Raw genomic sequence first — 22,853 nt, forward strand, 5'->3', positions numbered from 1 at the left:
TTACTCATGATCTGCATCTTCAATTACGTCTGTTAAACGTTCGGTAAATTGCTGTGCCGCATTGACACCCATTCGTTTCAGGCGATAATTCATTGCCGCTACCTCAATAATGACGGCTAGATTTCGTCCAGGACGGACCGGGATGGTTAGCTTGGTTATTTCCGTATCAATGATTTTCATTTTTTCTTCATCTAAACCTAGTCGGTCATACTGCTTTTTGGAATCCCATGTCTCTAAATTCACTACCATCGTAATACGCTTATTACTACGAACAGCACCAGCACCAAACAGCGTCATCACATTGATAATCCCCAAGCCGCGAATTTCCAGTAAATGCTCGATTAATTCAGGGGAGTTACCAACCAATGTATCCTGATCTTCCTGACGGATTTCCACACAATCATCTGCAACAAGCCTGTGGCCCCGCTTGACCAATTCCAAAGCTGTTTCACTTTTCCCAACTCCGCTTTTCCCAATGATTAATACGCCGATTCCATAAACATCTACAAGGACACCATGAACTGCCGTAGTCGGAGCTAGCTTACTTTCTAAAAAGTTCGTCAGCCGGCTGGAAAAGCGGGTCGTTTTCATCGTGGTTCTCAGCACCGGAACAGACTCCCGTTCAGATGCCTCCAATAACTCAGGTGGAACTTCCAAACCTCTGGTAACAATAATCGCCGGCGTAATGTCGGTGCATAATTTCTCCATTCTTGATGATTTTTCCCGATCTGTTAGCTCATGATAGAAGCTCAGCTCCGTTTTTCCTAAAAGCTGAATCCGCTCTGCCGGATAAAATTTAAAATACCCCGCCATTTCAATTCCCGGCCGAGAAATATCACTGGTGGTGATCGGACGGTTAATTCCTTCCTCACCGCTGATTAACTCCAGATTAAACTTGTCCAATATATCTTTCGTACGAACTTTTGGCAAAAAATGTTCCTCCTTTATTCTATAAAGCTAAAAGCTCCCCCATTAGTCCCTATTATCTGGTGGGAATACAACTTCAAACGTTCGTGTCACTTCTGCAGCCAGGCAAGACTTGCGACAGAAATTCTGCTACTCAAAGCTAGCCATGCACGATCATTATGCTTAATCATATTCATTTCCTCTTATTTTAGCATTTTTTCAACAAGAACCATACTAATACAGTTTGGCCATTTCCCAAACAGGGCTTGACGGCTTTATCCCTGACAACACGGTTAAAACTAGCAAGCAAACCATCCATACGACAGCGACAAACATAATAAAAAGCAATAATTCCATTTTTTGGATTTTCAGGGATAGATTATATTCATAAATATTTGTCAAAAATGATTTTACAATAAAAAAATCAAGGAGGCTGTAGCAGCAATCCAAATGAAGAACATAAGATTGATTAAGGTACTGGCAGTTCTTAGTTTTATTGTTATCGCACTATCCTTCATCGTCGTTCTTTCCCATCGGTATCAAATTAAACTATCAAGCAACAAAACTGGATGGAGGATCAATATGAACATTAAACAGACACAGGTGAAATTTAAAACTAAAATTCATGAAAAAGTTTCCCCAGCTGAAAATATAGAAGCAACAGTAGGAGTTAATAGTTTAAACATTAGAAAACAACCTAGTTTGTCCAGCTCGGTTGTAGGAAAATTAAATTTGGGAACTAAAATAACCATTAGAGATGAACAATCTGGGTGGGCCAAAATTGAATCTTCTTCCGGAATCCAAGGGTGGGTATACATCAATTACATTTCTAAAGACTTACAGCCTGTTAATAATTCTACCCTATCAACACAAAATATGGAAAATGGACAGCAATCTCTTAAAGGAAAAATCATTGTGATTGATCCGGGTCACGGAGGGATTGATGATGGGACAACAAGCATTGTTGGAACATTTGAAAAAACATTAACTTTGGCGACAGCCAATGTCGTTGAAAAAAAACTTGAAGATGCCGGTGCCACTGTCATTATGACCCGGACAGACGATACTTATATTCCCTTAATGAAACGAGCGGAAATCTCAAACCAAAATCATGCAGATGCTTTTATAAGTTTTCATTATAATTGCTTTAATGATCCATCGAAAAATGGTTTGACTGATTTTTACTATCAAAAGTCAAAAGATTATGATTTAGCCACCGATATTTTAAACGAGGTTGTTAAAACAACGGGCTTAAATAATGATGGTACACGATTTGATAATTTAGAAGTATTACGCAATAATACGCAACCAAGTACACTGATCGAACTTGGTTTCCTTTCAAATCATCGAGATGATTCAATTGTTGAAAATTCTTCTTACCCCGATAAAGTTGCTCAAGGGGTTTATCTAGGATTACTCGATTATTTTTCGACAAAAAAACAAGTTGCCACAGAAAATCAAAGACACGAATCATAAATCTCATGTCTTTGATTTTTCTAATCATAAAAAAAAGCACCCGCAGGCACCTTTTTAGTTATCGTTTTGTTCTTGACGCAGGTTCAAATAAGGCCTTTTGAATAATAAGGTTCACAAGCGACATTAGTACCGAAAATAGCAAGGCCATGCCAAAGCCGTGGATTTCAAAGGAAGGTCCCATCAGGTAATCCGTTATCTCTAGGGTGATGGCATTGATGACAAACAAAAACAGCCCTATCGTCAACAGTGTCACCGGCAAGGTCAACAAGATTAAGAGCGGTCGAACCAGCAGATTGAGTATGGATAATAAAATGCTTGCCTGCAATGCGGCTGAAAATCCTGCAAGGTAAAAACTGTCTTTAAAATAGCCGGCAAGTGCCATAAACAAAACTGCATTGATCAAACATCCCATTAACCATCTCATATTTTCAAACTCCTAACATAAAAATTACTCATATGCCTTTTGAACAGTAATGGTTCCCGTTTTTGTTTCGGCATATATTTTTAACATTTTATCAGGATGCTGGATGGATTGGAAGCGAAGTGATTTTTGCATTACATCACTCTTTTCCTCAAGAATTTGCACGCCAACCAGCTTAAGATGGAAGCCGCCGAGATTGCTTTTAAGTTCTCCATTTACCGGAGTCTCTTCCGGAATCTGAACATCAATCGCGCCGGTTGTTGTTTTCGCATGGAGCCATTCGCAGTCTGCTCCTTTAAGATCAAAGGAGATATTGCCGCTAAACGACTGGACTTCTGCCTTTTTAAAATCCCCTTCAAGCCTGATGGTTCCGTTAATGGTCTCCGCTTCGACCTCCTCCAAGTTTCCATTGAAATGAACTTTTCCGTTTGCAGCTTCGACCACCGCTTTTTCCCCTTCTATCTTATCAAGAATGATTTTTCCGTTAGCGGTTTTAACACGAAGATCCTGAACATTCATTGCTTCGCCGACAATCGGACCATTAAATACCCGAATTCGGGCAGTTTCGTATTGAGCTTTTGGCACAAACATAACAGCATCTACTTTCATCCACTTTTGATGGGTTAGAAAATGCAATTTCCCCCCTTCCACTGAAAAATCGGTATCACTTAAAAAAGATTGCCTAGCGTGATCCTGGCTGTCAACGCGATAAACCTTTGCCTCGCATTCCACACGAACATCGGGCTGATCCCAAGCTGTGATTTTTACCGAACCATTGGCAACATCAATATCGATATCTTTTACATCGGCATTTCCATGATGAAAGATATGGGAAATTTCCACAGATTGCACAAAATTCAGGTCAAAATCAAAGTCTTTAATCTTTTTAAAGGCCGAATCTACAAATTCAAAAAACTTTTCTTTTGTTGATTGATATTTGGCATATCTCGAGTCTTCCTTTTTAGCTTCCTCAAAGTGTACTCCAGAGGAAAGTTCGTGAATCATCTGCTCCTGCTTTTGCTTCATAGTTTGCTGGGCGTTTTCCAATTCCTCTAAAAGCGTTAAGGCTTCGTCTACCGTCAACTTTCCTTCTTCCACCATTTTCAAAATCCGCTTTCGTTCCTCTTTCATTCGGTTCCACCTCAAATTTCAAATTTGTCCTTTTTCATCTTATTCAGACTTCTGGGTCATTATCCTTCTATTACGGAAATCCGTGATGGATAGTTTCGTATTTAGGGCATAGAGTCCTTCAACGGGACCTCCTGAGGCTCACTATCTAAGATCGTGTAAAAAAAGAGCTAAAGCACTGCTCTAGCTTTTCATACTCATTTCTTGTTCTTTGATTTGTTGTTTCATTCTTAACCGGTCGCGTTCGAGAATCGGTTTTAAGTATTTACCGGTATATGATTCCGATACTTCTGCTATCTTTTCAGGTGTTCCGCTTGCGATAATCGTACCGCCCCTGTCGCCGCCCTCAGGCCCAAGGTCGATGATGTAGTCTGCAGCCTTGATCACATCGAGATTGTGTTCAATTACCAGGACGGTATCACCATTTTCAACCAAGCGCTGTAATACAACAAGCAACCTGGAGATGTCGTCGACATGAAGACCAGTTGTTGGCTCATCCAAAATGTAGAAAGACCTGCCGGTAGAACGGCGATGCAGTTCTGATGCAAGCTTTACTCGCTGGGCTTCCCCGCCCGACAGTGTGGTTGCCGGCTGCCCAAGCTTAATATAGCCTAAACCAACATCATAAATCGTCTGAAGCTTGCGGCTGATTTTCGGAATGTTTTCGAAAAATTTTAAGGCATCTTCAACGGTCATATCGAGAACTTCAGAAATATTTTTCCCCTTATATTTCACTTCAAGCGTTTCCCGGTTGTAGCGTTTCCCGTGGCACACTTCACAAGGAACATAAACATCAGGCAAAAAGTGCATTTCAATTTTGATAATCCCGTCACCTCGACAGGCTTCACAGCGCCCGCCTTTTACATTAAAGCTGAAGCGGCCTTTTTTATAGCCGCGGACCTTCGCTTCATTTGTCGCCGCAAACAAGTCGCGGATGTCATCGAATACACCTGTATAGGTAGCCGGATTGGAGCGCGGCGTACGGCCGATCGGTGACTGATCAATGTCAATCACTTTATCTAAATGGTCAAGCCCTTTGATACTCTTAAACTCGCCAGGCTTTGTCTTCGCATTGTTTAACTTTTGTGCCAATGCTTTATGAAGAATTTCATTCACAAGCGTACTTTTCCCGGAACCGGAAACACCTGTTACGGCGATAAACAGTCCGAGAGGGAACTTCACATTGACATGTTTTAAATTATTCTCTGCAGCACCCTTGATTTCGACATAGCGGCCGTCTGGCTTACGGCGCTCAAGTGGGAGCGGAATAAATTTCTTGCCTGATAAATACTGTCCTGTCAATGAATTCGGGTCAGCCATGACCTCTTTAGGCGTTCCGGCGGAAATCACTTCACCACCGTGCACCCCTGCTCCCGGCCCGATGTCGATCAAGTAATCAGCTGCCAGCATCGTATCTTCATCATGCTCAACAACAATCAATGTGTTGCCGATATCGCGCATACTCTGCAATGTCCCGATTAAGCGGTCATTATCCCGCTGGTGCAGCCCGATGGACGGCTCGTCCAAAATATAGAGCACCCCGGTCAGGCGCGAGCCGATTTGTGTCGCAAGGCGAATCCTTTGCGCCTCCCCGCCGGAAAGCGTTCCGGCTGTCCGGCTAAGCGTCAAATAATCGAGCCCGACATTCACCAGGAACCCGAGCCGTTCATTAATTTCCCGCAAAATCAATCTGGCAATCTGCATTTCTTTTTCAGATAATGTCAAGCTGTTAAAAAACTTCATCGCCTCTTCAATGGAAAGTTCCGTTACCTGGCTGATATGGCGACCGTTGATGAGCACGGCAAGACTTTCTTTTTTCAGCCGGTACCCTTTACAACTTGGGCACGGCTTCTGCGACATGTATTTTTCCATTTGCTCGCGGATATAATCAGAACTTGTTTCCTTAAACCGGCGCTCTATATTGCGGATTACCCCTTCAAATTCAATATACCCCTCGCGAAGTTGGCCAAAATCATTTTCATAGCGGAAATAAATTTTCTCTCCGCCCGAACCATAGAGAATCTTATCAAGCTGGTGTTCGGGAATATCTTTAATCGGAAGATCCATATCAATTCCGTAATGATTGCAAACCGAAGCAAGTAACTGCGGATAATACTGCGAACTTGTCGGCTCCCATGGGGCAATGGCATGCTCCTTTAGGGATAATTCCTTATTTGGAATCACCAGATCGACATCCACTTCCAATTTGGAACCGAGGCCGTCACACTCCGGGCAGGCACCGAATGGACTGTTAAAAGAAAACATCCGCGGTTCTAATTCCCCAATGGAAAAACCGCATAGCGGGCAGGCGTGGTTTTCACTAAACATCAGTTCTTCCTCACCGATGACATCCACAATGACTTTTCCATCGCCAAGTCCCAACGCAGTTTCAAGTGAATCAGCAACCCGGGCGGACACGCCCTCTTTGACGACAATCCGGTCGATCACGACTTCAATGGTATGCTTTTTGTTTTTTTCCAGCTCGATCTCTTCACTCAGGTCCATCATTTCGCCATCCACACGAACACGGACAAAGCCTTGCTTTTTAATATCCTCCAACACTTTCACATGGGCACCTTTACGTCCGGACACTACTGGAGCCAAAATTTGCATTTTCGTTCGTTCCGGGTATTCAAGAATCCGGTCGACCATCTGCTCAATGGTTTGCGAAGAGATTTCGATCCCGTGATTCGGGCATGTTGGATGGCCGATTCTGGCAAATAAAAGACGTAAATAATCGTAAATTTCGGTTACTGTTCCAACGGTTGAACGCGGGTTCCGGCTCGTTGTTTTTTGATCGATGGAAATGGCCGGAGACAGGCCCTCGATAGTATCAACATCCGGTTTGTCCATCTGCCCGAGAAACTGCCGGGCATAAGCCGATAAAGATTCGACGTATCTGCGCTGTCCCTCGGCATAAATCGTATCAAACGCAAGCGAAGACTTTCCCGAACCGGAAAGCCCTGTGATGACCACAAGCTGATCTCTCGGAATCGTGACATCAATATTTTTTAAATTATTGGCTCTTGCACCTTTCACAATCAATTTTTCCATTGCCATTGTACTTTTATCCTTCCGCTTTCAATTCAAATAATAGATCACGCAATTCGGCTGCACGCTCGAAATCAAGCGCTTTGGCCGCTTCTTTCATTTCTTTTTCCATATCGGCGATTAAGCGGTCTTTTTCCTTTTTCGACATCTTGCTGAAGGAAGTTGATGGTTTATATTCCTCTTGCTCCTCAGCAGCATAGGTGGCGCGAATGACATCGCGTATATCTTTCTGTATCGTTTCCGGGGTAATCCCGTGTTTGCGGTTATATTCCTCTTGAATCGTGCGGCGTCGTTTTGTTTCGCTGATGGCCTTCTCCATCGAATCCGTGATGCGGTCAGCATACATAATGACCTGCCCGTTGGCATTCCTGGCCGCCCGGCCGATCGTCTGAATCAAGGAACGTTCCGAACGGAGGAAACCTTCCTTGTCGGCATCAAGAATCGCTACCAGCGATACTTCCGGGATATCGAGACCTTCCCGAAGCAGGTTAATCCCGACGAGTACATCATATTTACCAAGTCGAAGTTCACGGATAATCTCAATCCGTTCTAATGTCTTGATCTCCGAATGGAGATACTGAACCTTAATTCCAATTTCTTTTAAATAGTCCGTTAAGTCCTCCGACATTTTTTTCGTCAGCGTGGTGACAAGCACCCGTTCGTTTTTCTTTACCCGCTCCTGAATTTCGCCAATCAAGTCATCAATCTGCCCCTCAATCGGCCGGACATCAATCTTCGGATCCAACAATCCCGTCGGCCTGATGATTTGCTCAACCATTTTCGGTGTATGCTCGATTTCATATGGTCCGGGTGTAGCGGATACATAAATAATATTATGAATATGTTTCTCAAACTCATCAAACTTTAGCGGACGGTTATCAAGGGCTGATGGCAGACGGAAGCCATGCTCAACAAGTACTTCCTTCCTCGCCTTATCACCGTTGTACATTCCCCTGATTTGCGGCAGGGTCACATGAGACTCATCAATCACAATCAGAAAGTCTTTTGGAAAATAATCGAGCAGTGTATATGGCGTAGAACCCGCAGGTCTTAGTGTCAGATGACGCGAGTAATTCTCAATGCCGGAGCAAAAACCCATCTCGTGCATCATTTCTAGGTCATAACGGGTACGTTGTTCCAGCCGCTGAGCTTCCAGCAATTTATTTTCCGCCTTTAACACGGCAAGCCGTTCTTCCAGTTCTTTTTCAATATTTTGGATGGCCAGGCGCATTTTTTCTTCTCTGGTGACGAAGTGGGATGCCGGAAAAATCGCCGCATGTTCGCGTTCGCCGACGATTTCACCGGTAAGGGCATCGACTTCGCGTATACGGTCAATTTCATCCCCGAAAAATTCAACTCGGATGCAGTGCTCATCGCGGGAAGCCGGAAAGATTTCGACGACATCGCCGCGGACCCGGAACGTCCCACGCTTAAAATCAATATCGTTCCGTTCATATTGGATATCGACAAGGCGGTGAAGCAATTGATTTCTTTCAATTTCCATGCCGGTTCTTAAAGAAACAACCAACTCGCGGTATTCTTCCGGCGAACCGAGACCGTAGATACAGGACACACTGGCAATAATAATCACGTCATTACGTTCAAATAACGCAGATGTTGCCGAGTGCCGAAGTTTATCGATTTCATCATTAATGCTGGCGTCTTTTTCAATAAATGTATCTGTCTGCGGAACATATGCTTCCGGCTGATAGTAATCGTAGTAACTGACGAAATATTCGACCGCATTGTTCGGGAAAAATTCTTTAAACTCGCTGTATAACTGGCCCGCCAGCGTTTTATTATGAGCAATCACAAGTGTTGGTTTGTTGACCTCTTTAATGACATTGGAAATGGTAAATGTCTTCCCTGTTCCCGTTGCTCCAAGAAGTGTTTGATGGCGTTTGTTACTTTTAACCCCTTCAACCAATTGTCTGATGGCCTCAGGCTGGTCACCCTGCGGTGAATACTTCGAAACTAATTCAAATTGATTCTTCACAAAAAGCTGACCTCCCGTTAAACAAATTGCTTTTCAGCATGAAAACCTAATATGGACCGGGATGGCGCTGAAAAGTTGTTCCTGCAAATTTATATTATCATTCTACCACATTCCACTGAAAACAAACCAATAATATGCGAACTAATATTCGTTATTTTTAGTTATGGGGCGGGTTCCCAATAAAAATGGATGATTGCTCTAATAAAATCGGGATATTCGCAAATAAAACTAGGTTATCCACTAATGAATATAGGAAGCATTAAGTCACGTTTAGCATTTAGTCGTTCTTCGGAGGTGATTTGTATAAAAAATCGAATTATAACATAAATGTCTAATTTTCAGGAAAACAAGAAATGTGATGAGAAATAAAAATTACATAATTATCCACTAAAATGACAAAAAAGTACTTAGAAATATCCAGCCAATAAGGATGTTTCGCAAAATAAACATAGTCTTGTGAAACACAAGTTATATAAGGCTTTTTTGCTAGTTTTTAAAGAATTTTAGGTCTTTGAAACTATGCATCCTATTCATGAAAAGTATTCTCAAACATTAAAAATATATTACATTTTTGTTACGTTGGCTGGTGCAAAAATTGTTTAAATATGTAGATAAAGCCTGCATCCATACTATTTGGCGCAATTTCTGCTTTTTGTAATAGAAATTGTTTACATGACCATATTTTGCATTTATTTACTAAATATCCATTTTACGTGGATGCACTTCATATGAAATTTTATTATTATAATCCATGTACAAAATTGAAATAAGGAAGTGCTTTAATTGAAGAAAAATATCGTGACAGCAGCTGCAACGGCAGGGCTTCTTATGACTGCTTTTGGTGCCTCTGCTAGTGCACAAGAAACTACATATACCGTTCAGCCAGGGGACAGCCTTTGGAAAATCTCTCATTTAAAAAATGTTTCAATAAATAACTTAAAAGATTGGAATCACCTTTCTGATGATCAAATCTATGTAAATCAAAAACTATCGCTGGCTTATACGGTAAAACCAGGTGATACGCTTTGGGCAATTGCAAGATCTTATGGTACAACAGTAAGTGAACTTAAAAGCCTAAATGGATTATCATCTGATTTACTTCAGATTGGGCAGCAACTAAGAATACCAAATGTTAAATCAGTTACACCGGTTTCACATAAGCCGGCTTCCGTTACTCCAGTATGTTCACCTTATGTTGTACAACGCGGTGATTCCCTTTATAAGATCGGGAAACGTTTTAATTTATCAATAGCTCAGCTTAAATCTTTGAATCAGCTGACAACCGACACCATTTATCCTGGGCAAACTCTAAAAGTTGACGGCACACCTAAAGTTTCAGCTGCTTCAACAACAAATACTGCTCAAACACATGTGAAGTCTGATTCAGTTGAAAAACCAGCAGCACAAGACAACTCAAATTCCAATCAAACAACTGCGCAAAACCAGAACACAGCAAGTGTAAAACCGGCTGTGAAGCCTGATGTAAAAGAAACACAAAAACCGGCAGCTTCTAATCAAGCAGCGGCTACTGTTTCAAAACCAGCTCAGAATCAAGCAGCACCTTCTGTTTCAAAACCGGTTCAAAATCAAACAGCATCTTCTGTTTCAAAACCGGCAGTGTCGTCTAATTCTAATGTAAGCCAACAAGCTCCTGCAAGTTCAACAGCAGATGGACAAGCTATCATTGCATATGCTGAAAAATTCATGGGCACACCATACAGCTGGGGAGGAAACACGCCAGCAGGATTTGACTGCAGCGGATTTACCAAATATGTCTTTAATCATTTCGGAATTTCCTTACCGCGGACCACTTCAGAACAATGGAATGCAACATCACCGGTAAGTTCGCCAAGAACAGGTGATCTTGTCTTCTTCCAAACATATAAATTAGGTCCGTCACATGTAGGGATCTATATTGGCAACAACAAGTTCATCAGCGCTGCAGCAAATGGTGTAACCATCTCTGATTTAACAGCAACGTATTGGAGCTCCCGATACCTGGGTGCAAGATCAGTTAACTAAACCATAAAGTGAAAGGTCACAGAAACGCTTCTGTGACCTTTTTAATTGCAGGTGCCATGCGGACTCGGACATCCATTTGCTTCTTTTTCCACCTGAATGGTGCTGTGTTCAATGTCAAACTCATCATGAAGCACCTTTTGCGCCCGGAATAAAATATCATCGTGAATGCCGTCATTTGTAATGGTAAGATGACAACTTAACACCGGATAACCAGAAGTAATCGTCCATATATGCAAATCGTGAACTTCCTTCACCATCGGAATCTTTCCTAATGCTTTTTTTATTTTATCGGAATCGATCTGTGCAGGAGCACCTTCCATTAAAATATGGAAAGAATCCTTTGTTACCCTGATCCCACTGATGATAATTAAAATGGAAACAATGACACTGGCAATCGGATCGGCGATGCCCCAGCGAAAAAACAGAATCAAAAGTGCCGCCACAATCGCGCCAATTGACCCAAGCAAATCACCGATTACATGGAGAAATGCACTTCTGACATTGAGATTTTCTTCTTTATCACCTTTCATCAATATCCAGGCCGCCATGATATTCACTAGGAACCCTATGCAGGAAATCAACAGCATTCCTGTACTTTGCACCTTCGGCGGAGCAAAGAAACGGTGCAATGCTTCATATAGAATCATGAGAGAAACAAAGATTAACAAAAGTCCATTTAATGCTGCTGCAATAATTTCAAATCGTTTGAATCCGTAAGTGTTTATTTGGGTCCCTTTCTTTTCCCCCAGTTTGATGGCAAAAAAGCTTAATCCAAGTGACCCAGCATCACTCAACATATGACCAGCGTCAGACAGAAGCGTAAGGCTATTTGTCACAATACCGCCAATTACTTCAACAACCATAAGAACTGAAATCAAAAGAAACGAGCTAAATAATGCTTTTTTATTATTTGTATGTGAATGACCATGCGAGTGGCTATGTGAATGCCCATGATGGTGACCCATATTATATTCCCCCTAAAAGCCATAATTGGCTCTTTTTTCTCTGTATATAAAACAAATAAGTTCCAATTACGGCTAGTTTTTTCCTAATCTGATGCTCTAATACATACCCGCTATTCCTTTATCCTTAAAAGCCGGAGCCCGTTAAGCGTGACAAGGAGAGTCACTCCCATATCAGCAAAGATCGCGACCCATAAGGTAAGCCAGCCGGGAATCACAAGTAAAAGAGCCAATAACTTTACTACAAGTGATAATGAAATATTTTGTTTAATAATCCGGACAGTTTTGCGGCTTAAACGGATGATAAACGGCAATTTGTTCAAGTCATCATTCATGAGGGCAATATCTGCTGTTTCAAGCGCGGCATCTGTTCCTGCACTGCCCATTGCGATGCCAACGGCTGCTGCGGCAAGTGCTGGGGCATCATTGACCCCGTCTCCGACCATGGCAACTTTCCCATAGGCTGAAGTTAATTGGTGGATGCATGCCAATTTATCTTTAGGGAGCAGCTCTGCTTTTATTTCGGATACACCTGTCTTACGACCGATTGCCTTAGCGGCTGCATAATGATCGCCGGTCAGTAAAATCGTGTGCTCAATCCCTACCTGCTGAAGCTGACTGATAACAGATGAACTATTTTCTTTGATTTCATCTGCCGCAGCAATCAGTGCCACGATTTTAGAAGACGTGCCAACCAGCATCACCGTTTTCCCTTCATTTTTCAGGTAATCGATTTGACTTTTGATTTCGTCTGAGATCACATCAAATAGCTTCGCATTCCCGACCCTATACACTGTTCCATCAACTGTACCTTGAATCCCCTTGCCGGCAATGGATGTAAAGTTTTCAACATGATCATCAGAATTGCCGGCTTTCCGGACAATGGCTGCTGCAAGCGGGTGCTCAGACATCTTCTCCAGTGCCGCTACTTTTTGCAGAAGCAGTTGGTCATCACTTACATTGATAAAATCCGTGACAACCGGGGTCCCCTTAGTCAGTGTCCCTGTTTTATCAAAAGCAATTGCTTTTAATGAAGCCGCCTCCTCTATTATATTCCCTCCTTTGATCAACACGCCGCGGCGGGCAGCTGTCCCAATCGCTGTCACAATAGCTACCGGGGTGGAAATAACCAGGGCACACGGGCATGCTACAACTAAAACGGCAAGTCCTTCGTACATCCACTCGTACCAATCTGCTGAGAAGCATAACGGAGGAAATAGTGCTACAAGCAGGGCAATTACCATAATTGCCGGCGTATAGTATTTGGCAAAACGGTCTATAAACCGTTGAGAAGGGGCTTTTTGCCCCTGAGCTTCCTCTACTAAGTGAATGATTTTGGCAATGGTTGAATCTTCACTCTGCCTGGTCACTTGAATTTTTAAAAATCCTTCTTCATTTAGTGTTCCGGCGAACACTTTATCTCCTCTGCCTTTGTCAACCGGAACAGACTCGCCGGTAATGGCTGCCTGATTTACTGAGGATGTTCCTTCCACAATCACACCATCCATAGCAATCAATTGTCCGGGCTTTACGAGCAGGAGATCGCCGATTTCAATATCCTCTGCTTTTAAGAGGCGCTCCTTCCCGTTTCGAATGACAAGCGCTTCCTTTGGTTTCTGCTCCATCAGTGAACGAATCGAGGCGCGTGCTTTGTCCATGGTATACCCCTCAAGCACTTCGCTGACGGCAAACAGGATCACCACAACTGCCCCTTCTTGCCACTGGCCAATAATAGCTGCTCCAATAATGGCAATCGTCATCAGCGTTTTCATATCAAATTCAAGCCGGAGTATATTTTTCACGCCGGTTTGAAACAGCCCAAAGCCTCCCAGTAAAATTGATCCGGCATAGAAAAGGGTTTGGTTAAATAAATAACCTGCCAATAGCAGCAAGACAGACAGACCAAGGAGACAATTCCGCTTCCAAAACGATTGCTTCGGTAAAGCTGCAATATTTTCCTTCTCCGGAATAATCGTTAATTTCTCAAATGCACCAGCTTCGTGAAGTTCTTCCAAACTGGCATTTCCATAGACTGTTAGTTTTGCAGCGCCAAAATTTACTTTTGCATTAACCACACCATCCAGGTGTTGGACGTTCTTTTCGAACTTTGCGGCACAGCTCATTCAGGAAAAACCTTGAACCCGGTAAACGTGTTTTTCCAGCGTTTCACTCACGACCCGCCACCTCCTCCTGATGGGCGAAGGCAATATGAATTAATTGTTTAACATGCTCATCATCAAGGGAATAATAAACAAGCTTGCCTTCTTTTCGGTATTTGGCAAGACCAAGGCTTTTTAGATGTCTTAAATGATGTGAAGCCGTGGCCGTTGTTGCACCCACTATATAGGCGACATCATGTACACAGAGCTCTTCTTCAAGCGTTAGGGCATAAGCAATTTTCAGGCGGGTTTCATCTGATAGTGCTTTAAACAGTTTGGCAACGGCAAGCAGATGGCTGCTTGTTCCAAGCTGCAGCTGAAGCGTAATCGCTTTCTCACTTTCCATACAAGAAACCTCGCAAATATCCTGCTCTTTCATTCTGTCACCTTCTTCATTCAAATGTTCGTTTGAATATATAATATTCAAACGAACATTTGAATGTCAAACAAATTATGCTTTTTGAAGGGGAAGTTTTTTAAAATGGACTATCCTGGAACTTGGGTCATGACACAAACATGGGAACAGCTGTTATTTTTACATTGGAAAATCACTCCCCAATATATGGATCTTCTCCTACCAAAGGAATTGGAACTGGATACCTATCAGGGAAGTGCGTGGCTGACGGTTCTGCCATTTCAGGTGAGCCATCAGCGCATCCGTTTGCTGCCGGAACTCCCGCTTTTACGTGCGTATCGCGAGTTAAACGTTCGAACGTATGTAAAATATAAAGGGAAACCGGGGGTGTATTTCTTTTCTCTTGATGTCGATCACCCACTTGCTGTAATAGGAGGAAAAACCGCTGGGTTACCTTTTCATTTGGCAAAAATAGATCTTCATCAGAATGGCAGTCTGGTCTCTTTTACAAGCAGTAGGATGTTTAAACAGGGCGCATTCTCAACAGAGTATGCACCCATTTCGAAACCTGTTCCCGTTGAAGCAGGCAGCCTCGATTACTGGCTGCTGGAGCGCTATAGTTTGTTTGTAAAATTGGGAAAATTGGTGTTACAAGGGGATATTCGCCATGAACACTGGGAGGTAAGCGGGGCATCGGTACGAATCATGGAAAATTCCATCTTACCTTTTAAGGTGATAAGTGAGCCGGAGCAAATGCACTTTTGTGCCAGAAAAACGGCATATATTTTTCCTTTTAGAAAAGTGCCAATGGGGCGGGCCTTTTAGGATTCTATTAGATCTGTTTGATAAAACGGTTGCAATGACTTACATCATTCTCAAATCCTTTTTCACGTAATTCTCGTCCACTGCCACATTCCCAAATTAGTTCGCTTATTTTTTAATTACATTTTTAAATACACCTATACACACTTTCTTTCGATCCAGAAGTTCTCCATTTCGTTTAACTATTACGAGGAACAAGGAAAGAAGTAGCTTAATTTTTGGTAATGATATACAATACAGTCAGACATCTATTGTGGACAAACGGCTTAAAACTATTCGATTAAAAGAGGAGGAAATATAAATTGGAAACATCTAAAAAAATAACAGTAGAAACAACAGTTCAAGCACCGGTGGAAACAGTATGGAAATGTTGGACAGATCCAAAACATATAACAAAATGGAACTCAGCTTCAGATGACTGGCACACACCATTTGCGGAGAATGATGTTAGAGTAGGTGGGAAATTCCTTTCCAGAATGGAAGCCAAAGATGGCAGTTTTGGTTTTGACTTTGGTGGAATTTATGATGAAGTAAAGTTACATGAGGTGATCGATTATTTTTAAAGGTCAAGAAAACGAAACCAAAGTAATAGAAACATTTGACGCTGAAACTGAGAATCCAATTGAGGCACAACAACAAGGATGGCAGGCAATTCTAAATAATTTCAAAAAATATGTAGAACAAACAACCGTTTAAAAATGCAAATCAGTAATGCTCATGTAATCAGACGGCAGCGAACTTGCTGCCGTTTTCTTATTCAAATGCTCTGTGAACTCCATGGTCCGAATATATGTATCCGTTGGGATTATATTTTAGTACTATTCAAATGTTGTATTGCTTACTCACTTCGTCATCTTCAAAATTAGTATTTCGGTATAGCTTCAAGATAAATAATTTCAATACCCCCGATTCTGCACCTTACTTCCAAGACGGACAGTGAGAAATAAGCCGCTTTTGTGAATGATAAGCATTAAAATTCCAGCCAACACTTGATCCCATCTTGAATTGAACGGCAAGGGGTTTAATGAATTCATCATGGACGGATCCATACAAAAATTGGCGGTGATTTGACCGAGAAGCGGATTGCTCGTTTCTCCAAGAATTGCACGAAAAATGAATAATAAACATGCTGGGATCAGGACTGCCCCGCTTATATAAGCATAGCGATTCTTTTCCAAAGGGTGCCTAGGCACAACAATTGGCATCCACATTCCGAAAGCAAGCAGAAATAAAAGGATGAGATACCCATTTTGCATAAGGGGATTTTGAGCTAGGAAACTCAATATAACTGGTATATGGTACAAAAGGAAAAGAAAAGCAAACATATATAAAGCAGCAAAAGACATCCCCTGTAACAACCGTATTCTCTGCCATAACAAATCAGGGATTCCCAATAAAAATAATGGCGGGATAATGAAAAATAAAAAGCTCATATGGATCATGTGCAAACTAAAGGATAAATGGCTAATAGAGACAAAAGGACTGCCAATGGTGAGATAAAAAAGAAGAAGACTGCAGAAAAAAATCAGGAGTTGTTTGTGATAGAGTGTTAATCTTAATACATATTTGATGAGGATCACGTAAAAGAAAGCAAGGCACAAAACAGCTGTTAACAACGGGATATTCCACATCGGCCGCCCTAGGAGCCAAATTTCAAATAACATTGGATCCTCCCCCTTTTTCTCCGGTGACTGACTAAAGAAAACGATCCAGTGTAACTTCTAGAGTTTATGACGGCATTGCAGAATTATGACAACACCACCGTTTTGTTGTACTCCACGACTATATTCATTATAATTTCGGTAAAACTGATGTTTTGCAGAGGGAGATTCGGGAGGGGAATCGAATGACGAAAGCAATTATTTTTGATTTTGATGGATTAATTGTGGATACAGAGTCAGTATGGTTCGAAGTATATAAAGAAACATTCCAGGAATATAACGTGGGCTTAACGATTGAAAAATTCTCAAAGGTGATTGGGACATCGGACGAGTCGTTATGGAAGTATTTTTAAGATGAGACGGGTGTATCGATAAAGGAAGCCAAATTGGAGGAAAAGCAGTTAGCCTTATACCACCAAAAAGCTGGAAATCTCAAACTAAGGGACGGTGTGAGATCTTATCTTGAAGAAGCTGAAAAACAAGGTTTGAAAATCGGGCTTGCTTCAAGCTCCAGCCGGGACTGGGTAGAATCTTACCTTAAAAAGTTCGAAATCTATGATTATTTTCATGTGATAAAAACAAAGGAAAATGTGAAAAAAGTAAAACCGGACCCAAGTCTTTATATCAAAGCACTTGAAGCACTTTCCGTAACACCTGAAGAGTCAATCGCATTTGAGGATTCCTTAAACGGTTCAATGGCCGCAATTGCTGCAGGAATCAGGTGCGTGATCGTTCCAAATCCTGTCACGGAGCACCTTCCATTTGAACATTATCATTTACTTCTTTCATCGATGGCAGAAAAAAGCTTGTCGCATATTTTAGGGGATCTACATCAAAATGTAGTTTGATAGAACGATAAATAAGGAGCTTTTATTTAAGGATTCTCCAAAAAATGATGCCAAATCGCCGATCACTTCGGAACATTCGCCGATAAAAAATTGTTCTTGCTTAAGTCTGCATTTCGACTTTTTGTGCCACTGTTTTTTGACCCCGAGGGGCTAGGCTGCTTGCGCTGGACAATTTTTTTATAAATTCTTATATTATTAAAAAGGCCGCTACAGGTAAGCGGCCCTTAATGTTTTGTTTTCCAAAACTGGCTGGGTGGTGTTGTTTTTGCCGTTAAAAATAACAATATGATTAAGATCGGCATAAAGAATGTCACCTTTTTGAACCGGGCCGAGTTCCCGGTATTTTTCTGTACTCATTTCCGCTTCGAAGATATGCCCTAGATCCAATCTTTTGAGATCAATTCGAACAGTCGAACCGACCTTCGTGACATGAGAAACCTCCGCAGGGACGGAGCTTCCCTTCAACGTTCTGTTTAAGCCAATTTCATGCGGCCGAATGTAGCCTACTTCATCCCCATTTGGAATGGTGTTTCCCAAATACCCCCTAAGCGCAGCTCCCCGCAATTCATTGACCCTGCCTAAAAAGCTGTAAACAAAGGCATTTGCCGGATTTTGATAGACTTCTTCAGGCGGGCCGATTTGCTCCACCCTTCCATGATTCATCACCACTATCGTATCTGCCATTTCCAACGCTTCCTCTTGATCATGAGTAACAAAGAGAGTGGTGATATTTAGCTTTTGATGAATTTCCCGGAGCCAGTGCCGCAGTTCCTGACGAACTTTGGCATCCAGCGCACCGAACGGTTCATCAAGAAGCAAGACCTCGGGTTCGATTGCTAAAGCTCTCGCCAACGCAATTCTTTGCCGCTGTCCTCCAGATAACTGTGAAGGATAACGGCTGGCAGTGTGCTCGAGTTGAACAAGCTTTAATAATTCCATTACCTTTTCTGTTATTTCTTTTTTAGATGGACGCTGCTTTCGCGGCCGTACTTTAAGACCAAAGGCAATATTATCAAAAATGTTCATATGCTTAAACAAAGCATAATGTTGAAAAACAAAGCCAACCTTCCGTTCTCTCACCGTTTTAGCGGAAAAATCACTGCCATTCAACAAGATGGTTCCTGCATCAATTTTCTCCAGTCCGGCAATTAATCTTAGAAGAGTGGTTTTCCCTGAGCCGGATGGTCCTAAAAGGGCGGTAAAATCCCCTGTCGGTATATCCAGCGTGATGTTGTCCACTGCCCGGAAAGTACCAAACTCTTTTGTGACCTCTTTTAGCGAAATGCCCATTTCTTTATCCCCCATTAACGTATTTTTTCGTTTTCCACTCAACCAAACTTTTTAAACCCAGGGTGACCAATGCCAGCATGGTTAGAAGTGATGCCATTGCAAAGGCTGCCTGAAAGTTGTATTCGTTATACAAGATTTCCACATGAAGCGGAATCGTGTTCGTTAGGCCGCGAATGTGTCCGGAAACGACGGAAACAGCTCCGAATTCTCCCATGGCCCGAGCGATGCAGAGGATCACACCGTATAATAATCCCCACTTGATATTCGGCAATGTCACACGGAAAAACATTTGCCAGCCATTCGCCCCCAGTGTCATCGCAGCCTGCTCCTCCTCTGTCCCTTGCTCCTGCATCATGGGAATAAGTTCACGAACAACAAACGGAAAGGTAACGAAAATCGTGGCCAGCACAATTCCCGGAACAGCAAAGACAATTTTAAGATCAAGGGCGGCAAGAAACGAGCCAAATAATCCTTGAGACCCAAACAATAGAACGAAGACTAACCCGGCAATCACAGGTGAAACAGCAAACGGAATATCAATTAAAGTAATTAAGATATTTTTCCCTCTGAAATCAAACTTTGCAATCGCCCATGCTGCTACAATACCGAAGACCGTGTTAATCGGGACGCTAATCGCTGCAGTTACCAAAGTTAACTTGATCGCGGAGAGGGCATCCGCATCATTGAAGGCGGCAAAGTATAACTGGATTCCTTTTTTCAATGCTTCTGAAAATACAGCGAGCAATGGAATGACAATAAATAATCCCAAGAAGCCGAGAGCAACTCCAATTAACAGCCATTTTTTCATCGAAACAAATTTTACCTCAAGGACTAGTTCATTCACATTCATTCCTCCTTTAGATCATTTGCTGTTTTTTAGCCGTTTTCCATTGCCAAACATTAATTAGGAATAACAGAATGAACGAGAACAGCAACATGACGACGGCAATGGCTGCCGCCCCTCCATAGTTAAATTGCTCAAGTTTCGTAATAATCAATAAAGGAATAATTTCTGTTTTCATTGGCATATTTCCCGATATGAACACGACTGACCCGTATTCCCCTAATGCCCTTGCAAAGGCAAGAGCAAATCCCGTCATCATAGCAGGAAAAATTGCGGGGAAAATAATCTTGAAAAAAATCTGCATGGAATTGGCTCCAAGGGTTGCGGCCGCTTCCTCATAACGAGTATCCAAATCCTGTAACACAGGCTGGACGGATCGGACCACAAAGGGGAGTCCAATAAATGTTAAAGCAATCATGATTCCTAAAGGCGTATAGGCAATCTTTATTCCCATAGCGGCAAAATACTTCCCAATCCAGCCGTTTGGCGCATAAATGGTCGTTAGGGCAATTCCGGCGATCGCGGTCGGAAGGGCAAATGGCAGGTCTACTATTGCATCTGCCAGGCGTTTCCCCCAAAAATCATAGAGTACCAGCACCCAGGCAATAAGTGTTCCAAAAACAAGGTTTATGAATGCCGCAAAAAAGGAAGTCCACAATGTTAATTTATAGGAAGCTACTACTCTTTCATCTGTTACAGTTCGCCAAAATTCAGTAAAACTGAGCGTAGAAGCTTTTAAAAATAAAACAGCTAATGGAATCAAAATAATAAGACTTAAATAGACGACAGTATATCCCATGGAAAGGCCGAACCCCGGCAGTGCCCGATGACGGATCAATTTCTTTAACATATAAAAATCTCCTCTTTACTTCGGTTTATAAATTTGATCGAAGATTCCCCCGTCAGCGAAATACGTTTTTTGTGCTTTTGTCCAGCCGCCAAACAGTTCATCAATGGTGAATAAATGAATGTCCGGGAATTGGCTGTGGTACTTTTCAATAATTTGTTTGTCACGCGGCCGGTAATAATTTTGGGCGGCAATTTCCTGCCCCTCCGGTGAGTACAAATAATCAAGGTACGCTTTCGCTACTTTTTCAGTCCCATGTTTTTTGGCTATCTGATCCACAAAGGTTACAGGAGGTTCCGCCAGAATGCTGACAGATGGATATACAATATCAAACTGATTGCCAAGTTGTTTCTTTGCCAGGTAGGCTTCATTTTCCCATGCTATTAACACATCGCCTATTCCTTTTTCTGTAAACGTTGTGGTCGCCCCGCGCGCACCGGAGTCCAGAACCGGAACATTATGATAGAGCTTTGTCACGAATTCCTTTGCCTTCTGTTCGTCTCCATTGTTTTTCTTTAATGCATAGCCCCATGCGGCCAGGAAATTCCATCTGGCTCCTCCAGATGTTTTCGGATTTGGGGTGATCACCGAAACACCTTTCTTCACAAGGTCATCCCAATCTTTAATCCCTTTTGGGTTGCCTTTGCGGACAAGGAATACAATCGTCGATGTATAGGGAGAACTATTGTTGGCTAGCCGCTTCTGCCAATCGGAAGATATTTTTCCTGTCTTGGCAATGGCATCAATATCGTAAGCCAGGGCCAATGTGACCACATCAGCTTCAAGCCCATCAATGACGGCGCGGGATTGAGCACCTGAACCTCCATGAGATTGCTTAATGGTCACTTTCTGACCGGTCTTTTCTTCCCAATAAGAGGCAAAACTTTTATTAAACTGTTCATAAAGCTCTCTTGTCGGATCATACGAAACATTTAATAACTCGACCGTGTGTTTGGTTGAATTCTTGCTTCCTGCCGTTTGAGCCGAGCACCCGGCTGCCCCTAACAGCAAAGTAAAAGATACCATCATCATCCATATTTTTCGCATCATTTTTCTCTCCTTTTTTCTGGGCTTTTTTGCAACAAAAAAAGCCCGATAGTTCATAAACGTACATGTCCATGCACGAAAATAACTATAGGGCCTTCGGGTGTCCGATCGGCAGATAGATATTTACTTTTTAGGGCGCTCCGAACGTTCATTTTTCCTTTGCATAGGGAAACGGTATTTTTCTAATCGGTCAATTTGGGTAATCTGTGAATCATGAACGGTTATTTGTATAGTTCCAAACTCCAAGCCTTCTAACAAACTAGCGATTTTCTCCAGTATCTGCTGATCCAGACGACCTTTTGACAGCAACGAAATCTTCCCCCTCTATTTTGGTTATGCGGTTTTGCAATAAATCTTCTAAAGTAGTTCGTTCGAGAACAAAGGCAATAGTATCGCGAACCAAAGACCATAACGGTTTTAATTGACAGCCAGCTTCCAGCGGGCAAGGCTCGTATTTTGTAATCGAAGCACAGGCCATTGGTGACAATGGGCCCTCCAAATCGCGAATCACTTCACCAATACAAATCTCTGCAGGCTTCTTAAACAGCAAATACCCGCCTCTTGCTCCTCTTTTGCTTGTCACATAGCCCAATTTCTTTAGTTGTAGCAAGATTTGTTCCAGGTAGTGAATACTAACTAATGTCTGATCGGCAATCTCCTGAATTCCCATGATAGTTCCTTCATGACTTCCGAGTAAGAGCAATGCTCGTAATGCATATTCACCTTTACTCGATACCTTCATGACCAACCTCCCTTTTAATGTTGAGTATTTTAGTCAACATTCGTACCCGCGGTATAACTCTCATTTGGGTCTGTTAAATGAGACTTTGGACTAATACCTATATGCAACTGGGATTGAATAAGGCAATAGGATGTAACTATTTCATTAATTCCTATTAATTTGATGTGTTTACTTTATAAAAATCATAATATGGATTTTTCAGAAAAGCAACTATTTTTTGGAGGATTTTTTGTACAGCCAATTTAACCACATAGACTATATAAAATATTTGGGGTT

The 22,853-nt window shown here is 42.1% G+C and carries 18 protein-coding genes and 2 pseudogenes; 5 read left to right on the forward strand and 15 right to left on the reverse strand.

Annotation, left to right across the window (positions count from 1 at the left end):
* Entirely contained in the window at positions 1-930 is a 930-nt protein-coding gene (hprK, locus tag BFU02S_RS02400) for an HPr(Ser) kinase/phosphatase (protein WP_066366088.1), read from the reverse strand.
* Between the two features lie 558 nt (positions 931-1,488).
* Here hprK and BFU02S_RS02405 point away from each other — a divergent pair.
* Positions 1,489-2,382, forward strand: a complete 894-nt coding sequence (locus tag BFU02S_RS02405) for an N-acetylmuramoyl-L-alanine amidase family protein (RefSeq protein ID WP_066366090.1) — start codon at positions 1,489-1,491, stop codon at positions 2,380-2,382.
* A gap of 58 nt (positions 2,383-2,440) precedes the next feature.
* Here the strand turns inward: BFU02S_RS02405 and BFU02S_RS02410 are convergent, their stop codons facing one another.
* The 4 genes from BFU02S_RS02410 to uvrB all read right to left on the reverse strand — a co-directional run bounded on the left by BFU02S_RS02410 (position 2,441) and on the right by uvrB (position 8,978).
* Entirely contained in the window at positions 2,441-2,806 is a 366-nt protein-coding gene (locus BFU02S_RS02410; RefSeq protein WP_066366093.1) for a phage holin family protein, read from the reverse strand.
* A gap of 24 nt (positions 2,807-2,830) precedes the next feature.
* Entirely contained in the window at positions 2,831-3,934 is a 1,104-nt protein-coding gene (locus tag BFU02S_RS02415; RefSeq protein WP_066366096.1) for a DUF4097 family beta strand repeat-containing protein, read from the reverse strand.
* Positions 3,935-4,114: 180 nt separating this feature from the next.
* The gene (gene uvrA / locus BFU02S_RS02420; RefSeq protein WP_066366098.1) at positions 4,115-6,991 is read right to left on the reverse strand and encodes an excinuclease ABC subunit UvrA; all 2,877 of its coding nucleotides are present in this window, start codon (positions 6,989-6,991) and stop codon (positions 4,115-4,117) included.
* 7 nt (positions 6,992-6,998) lie between these two features.
* Positions 6,999-8,978, reverse strand: coding sequence for an excinuclease ABC subunit UvrB (uvrB, locus tag BFU02S_RS02425; protein WP_066366099.1), 1,980 nt, complete (start codon positions 8,976-8,978; stop codon positions 6,999-7,001).
* 783 nt (positions 8,979-9,761) lie between these two features.
* Between uvrB and BFU02S_RS02430 the strand changes: the two genes are divergently transcribed.
* A complete protein-coding gene (locus tag BFU02S_RS02430) occupies positions 9,762-11,000 on the forward strand; it encodes a C40 family peptidase (RefSeq protein ID WP_066366101.1) in 1,239 nt (412 codons plus the stop codon).
* A 41-nt stretch (positions 11,001-11,041) separates the two neighbouring features.
* On the opposite strand, the gene BFU02S_RS02435 is transcribed toward BFU02S_RS02430, so the two are convergent.
* From BFU02S_RS02435 to BFU02S_RS02445, 3 genes are all read right to left on the reverse strand, one after another.
* On the reverse strand, positions 11,042-11,965 hold the full coding sequence (locus tag BFU02S_RS02435; RefSeq protein WP_066366103.1) for a cation diffusion facilitator family transporter: 924 nt from the start codon (positions 11,963-11,965) through the stop codon (positions 11,042-11,044).
* Between the two features lie 110 nt (positions 11,966-12,075).
* The gene (locus BFU02S_RS02440) at positions 12,076-14,136 is read right to left on the reverse strand and encodes a heavy metal translocating P-type ATPase (protein ID WP_235841968.1); all 2,061 of its coding nucleotides are present in this window, start codon (positions 14,134-14,136) and stop codon (positions 12,076-12,078) included.
* Positions 14,129-14,500: an ArsR/SmtB family transcription factor gene (locus BFU02S_RS02445; protein WP_066366108.1), complete on the reverse strand. Its 372-nt coding sequence runs from the start codon at positions 14,498-14,500 to the stop codon at positions 14,129-14,131. The genes BFU02S_RS02440 and BFU02S_RS02445 overlap by 8 nt, the downstream gene beginning before the upstream one ends.
* A gap of 102 nt (positions 14,501-14,602) precedes the next feature.
* On the opposite strand from BFU02S_RS02445, the gene BFU02S_RS02450 reads away from it, so the two are divergent.
* The gene (locus tag BFU02S_RS02450; protein ID WP_066366110.1) at positions 14,603-15,301 is read left to right on the forward strand and encodes a YqjF family protein; all 699 of its coding nucleotides are present in this window, start codon (positions 14,603-14,605) and stop codon (positions 15,299-15,301) included.
* Between the two features lie 299 nt (positions 15,302-15,600).
* Positions 15,601-15,994, forward strand: a pseudogene (locus BFU02S_RS02455) (SRPBCC family protein).
* Between the two features lie 200 nt (positions 15,995-16,194).
* Here BFU02S_RS02455 and BFU02S_RS02460 read toward each other — a convergent pair.
* Positions 16,195-16,962 carry a cytochrome c oxidase assembly protein gene (locus BFU02S_RS02460; RefSeq protein WP_066366111.1) on the reverse strand — a complete coding sequence of 256 codons (768 nt, stop codon included), beginning with the start codon at positions 16,960-16,962 and terminating at the stop codon, positions 16,195-16,197.
* 182 nt (positions 16,963-17,144) lie between these two features.
* On the opposite strand from BFU02S_RS02460, the pseudogene BFU02S_RS02465 reads away from it, so the two are divergent.
* Positions 17,145-17,807, forward strand: a pseudogene (locus BFU02S_RS02465) (HAD family hydrolase).
* Between the two features lie 207 nt (positions 17,808-18,014).
* Here the strand turns inward: BFU02S_RS02465 and BFU02S_RS02470 are convergent.
* From BFU02S_RS02470 to BFU02S_RS02495, 6 genes are all read right to left on the reverse strand, one after another.
* Positions 18,015-19,097, reverse strand: coding sequence for a sulfate/molybdate ABC transporter ATP-binding protein (locus BFU02S_RS02470; protein ID WP_066366113.1), 1,083 nt, complete (start codon positions 19,095-19,097; stop codon positions 18,015-18,017).
* A gap of 4 nt (positions 19,098-19,101) precedes the next feature.
* Positions 19,102-19,947 carry a sulfate ABC transporter permease subunit CysW gene (cysW, locus tag BFU02S_RS02475; protein WP_066366115.1) on the reverse strand — a complete coding sequence of 282 codons (846 nt, stop codon included), beginning with the start codon at positions 19,945-19,947 and terminating at the stop codon, positions 19,102-19,104.
* Between the two features lie 7 nt (positions 19,948-19,954).
* Positions 19,955-20,791, reverse strand: coding sequence for a sulfate ABC transporter permease subunit CysT (gene cysT, locus BFU02S_RS02480; protein WP_066366117.1), 837 nt, complete (start codon positions 20,789-20,791; stop codon positions 19,955-19,957).
* Positions 20,792-20,806: 15 nt separating this feature from the next.
* The gene (locus tag BFU02S_RS02485; RefSeq protein ID WP_066366143.1) at positions 20,807-21,838 is read right to left on the reverse strand and encodes a sulfate ABC transporter substrate-binding protein; all 1,032 of its coding nucleotides are present in this window, start codon (positions 21,836-21,838) and stop codon (positions 20,807-20,809) included.
* A gap of 120 nt (positions 21,839-21,958) precedes the next feature.
* Positions 21,959-22,144 (reverse strand): YezD family protein, encoded by a 186-nt coding sequence (locus BFU02S_RS02490; RefSeq protein ID WP_066366122.1) that lies wholly within the window; start codon positions 22,142-22,144, stop codon positions 21,959-21,961.
* Positions 22,095-22,577, reverse strand: a complete 483-nt coding sequence (locus BFU02S_RS02495; protein WP_066366124.1) for an RrF2 family transcriptional regulator — start codon at positions 22,575-22,577, stop codon at positions 22,095-22,097. Before BFU02S_RS02495 ends, BFU02S_RS02490 begins: the two co-directional genes overlap by 50 nt.
* Between the last annotated feature and the right edge of the window lie 276 nt (positions 22,578-22,853).

Source organism: Neobacillus fumarioli NBRC 102428 (genome assembly GCF_001591485.1).
Taxonomy (GTDB): Bacteria; Bacillota; Bacilli; order Bacillales; family Cytobacillaceae; genus Neobacillus; species Neobacillus fumarioli.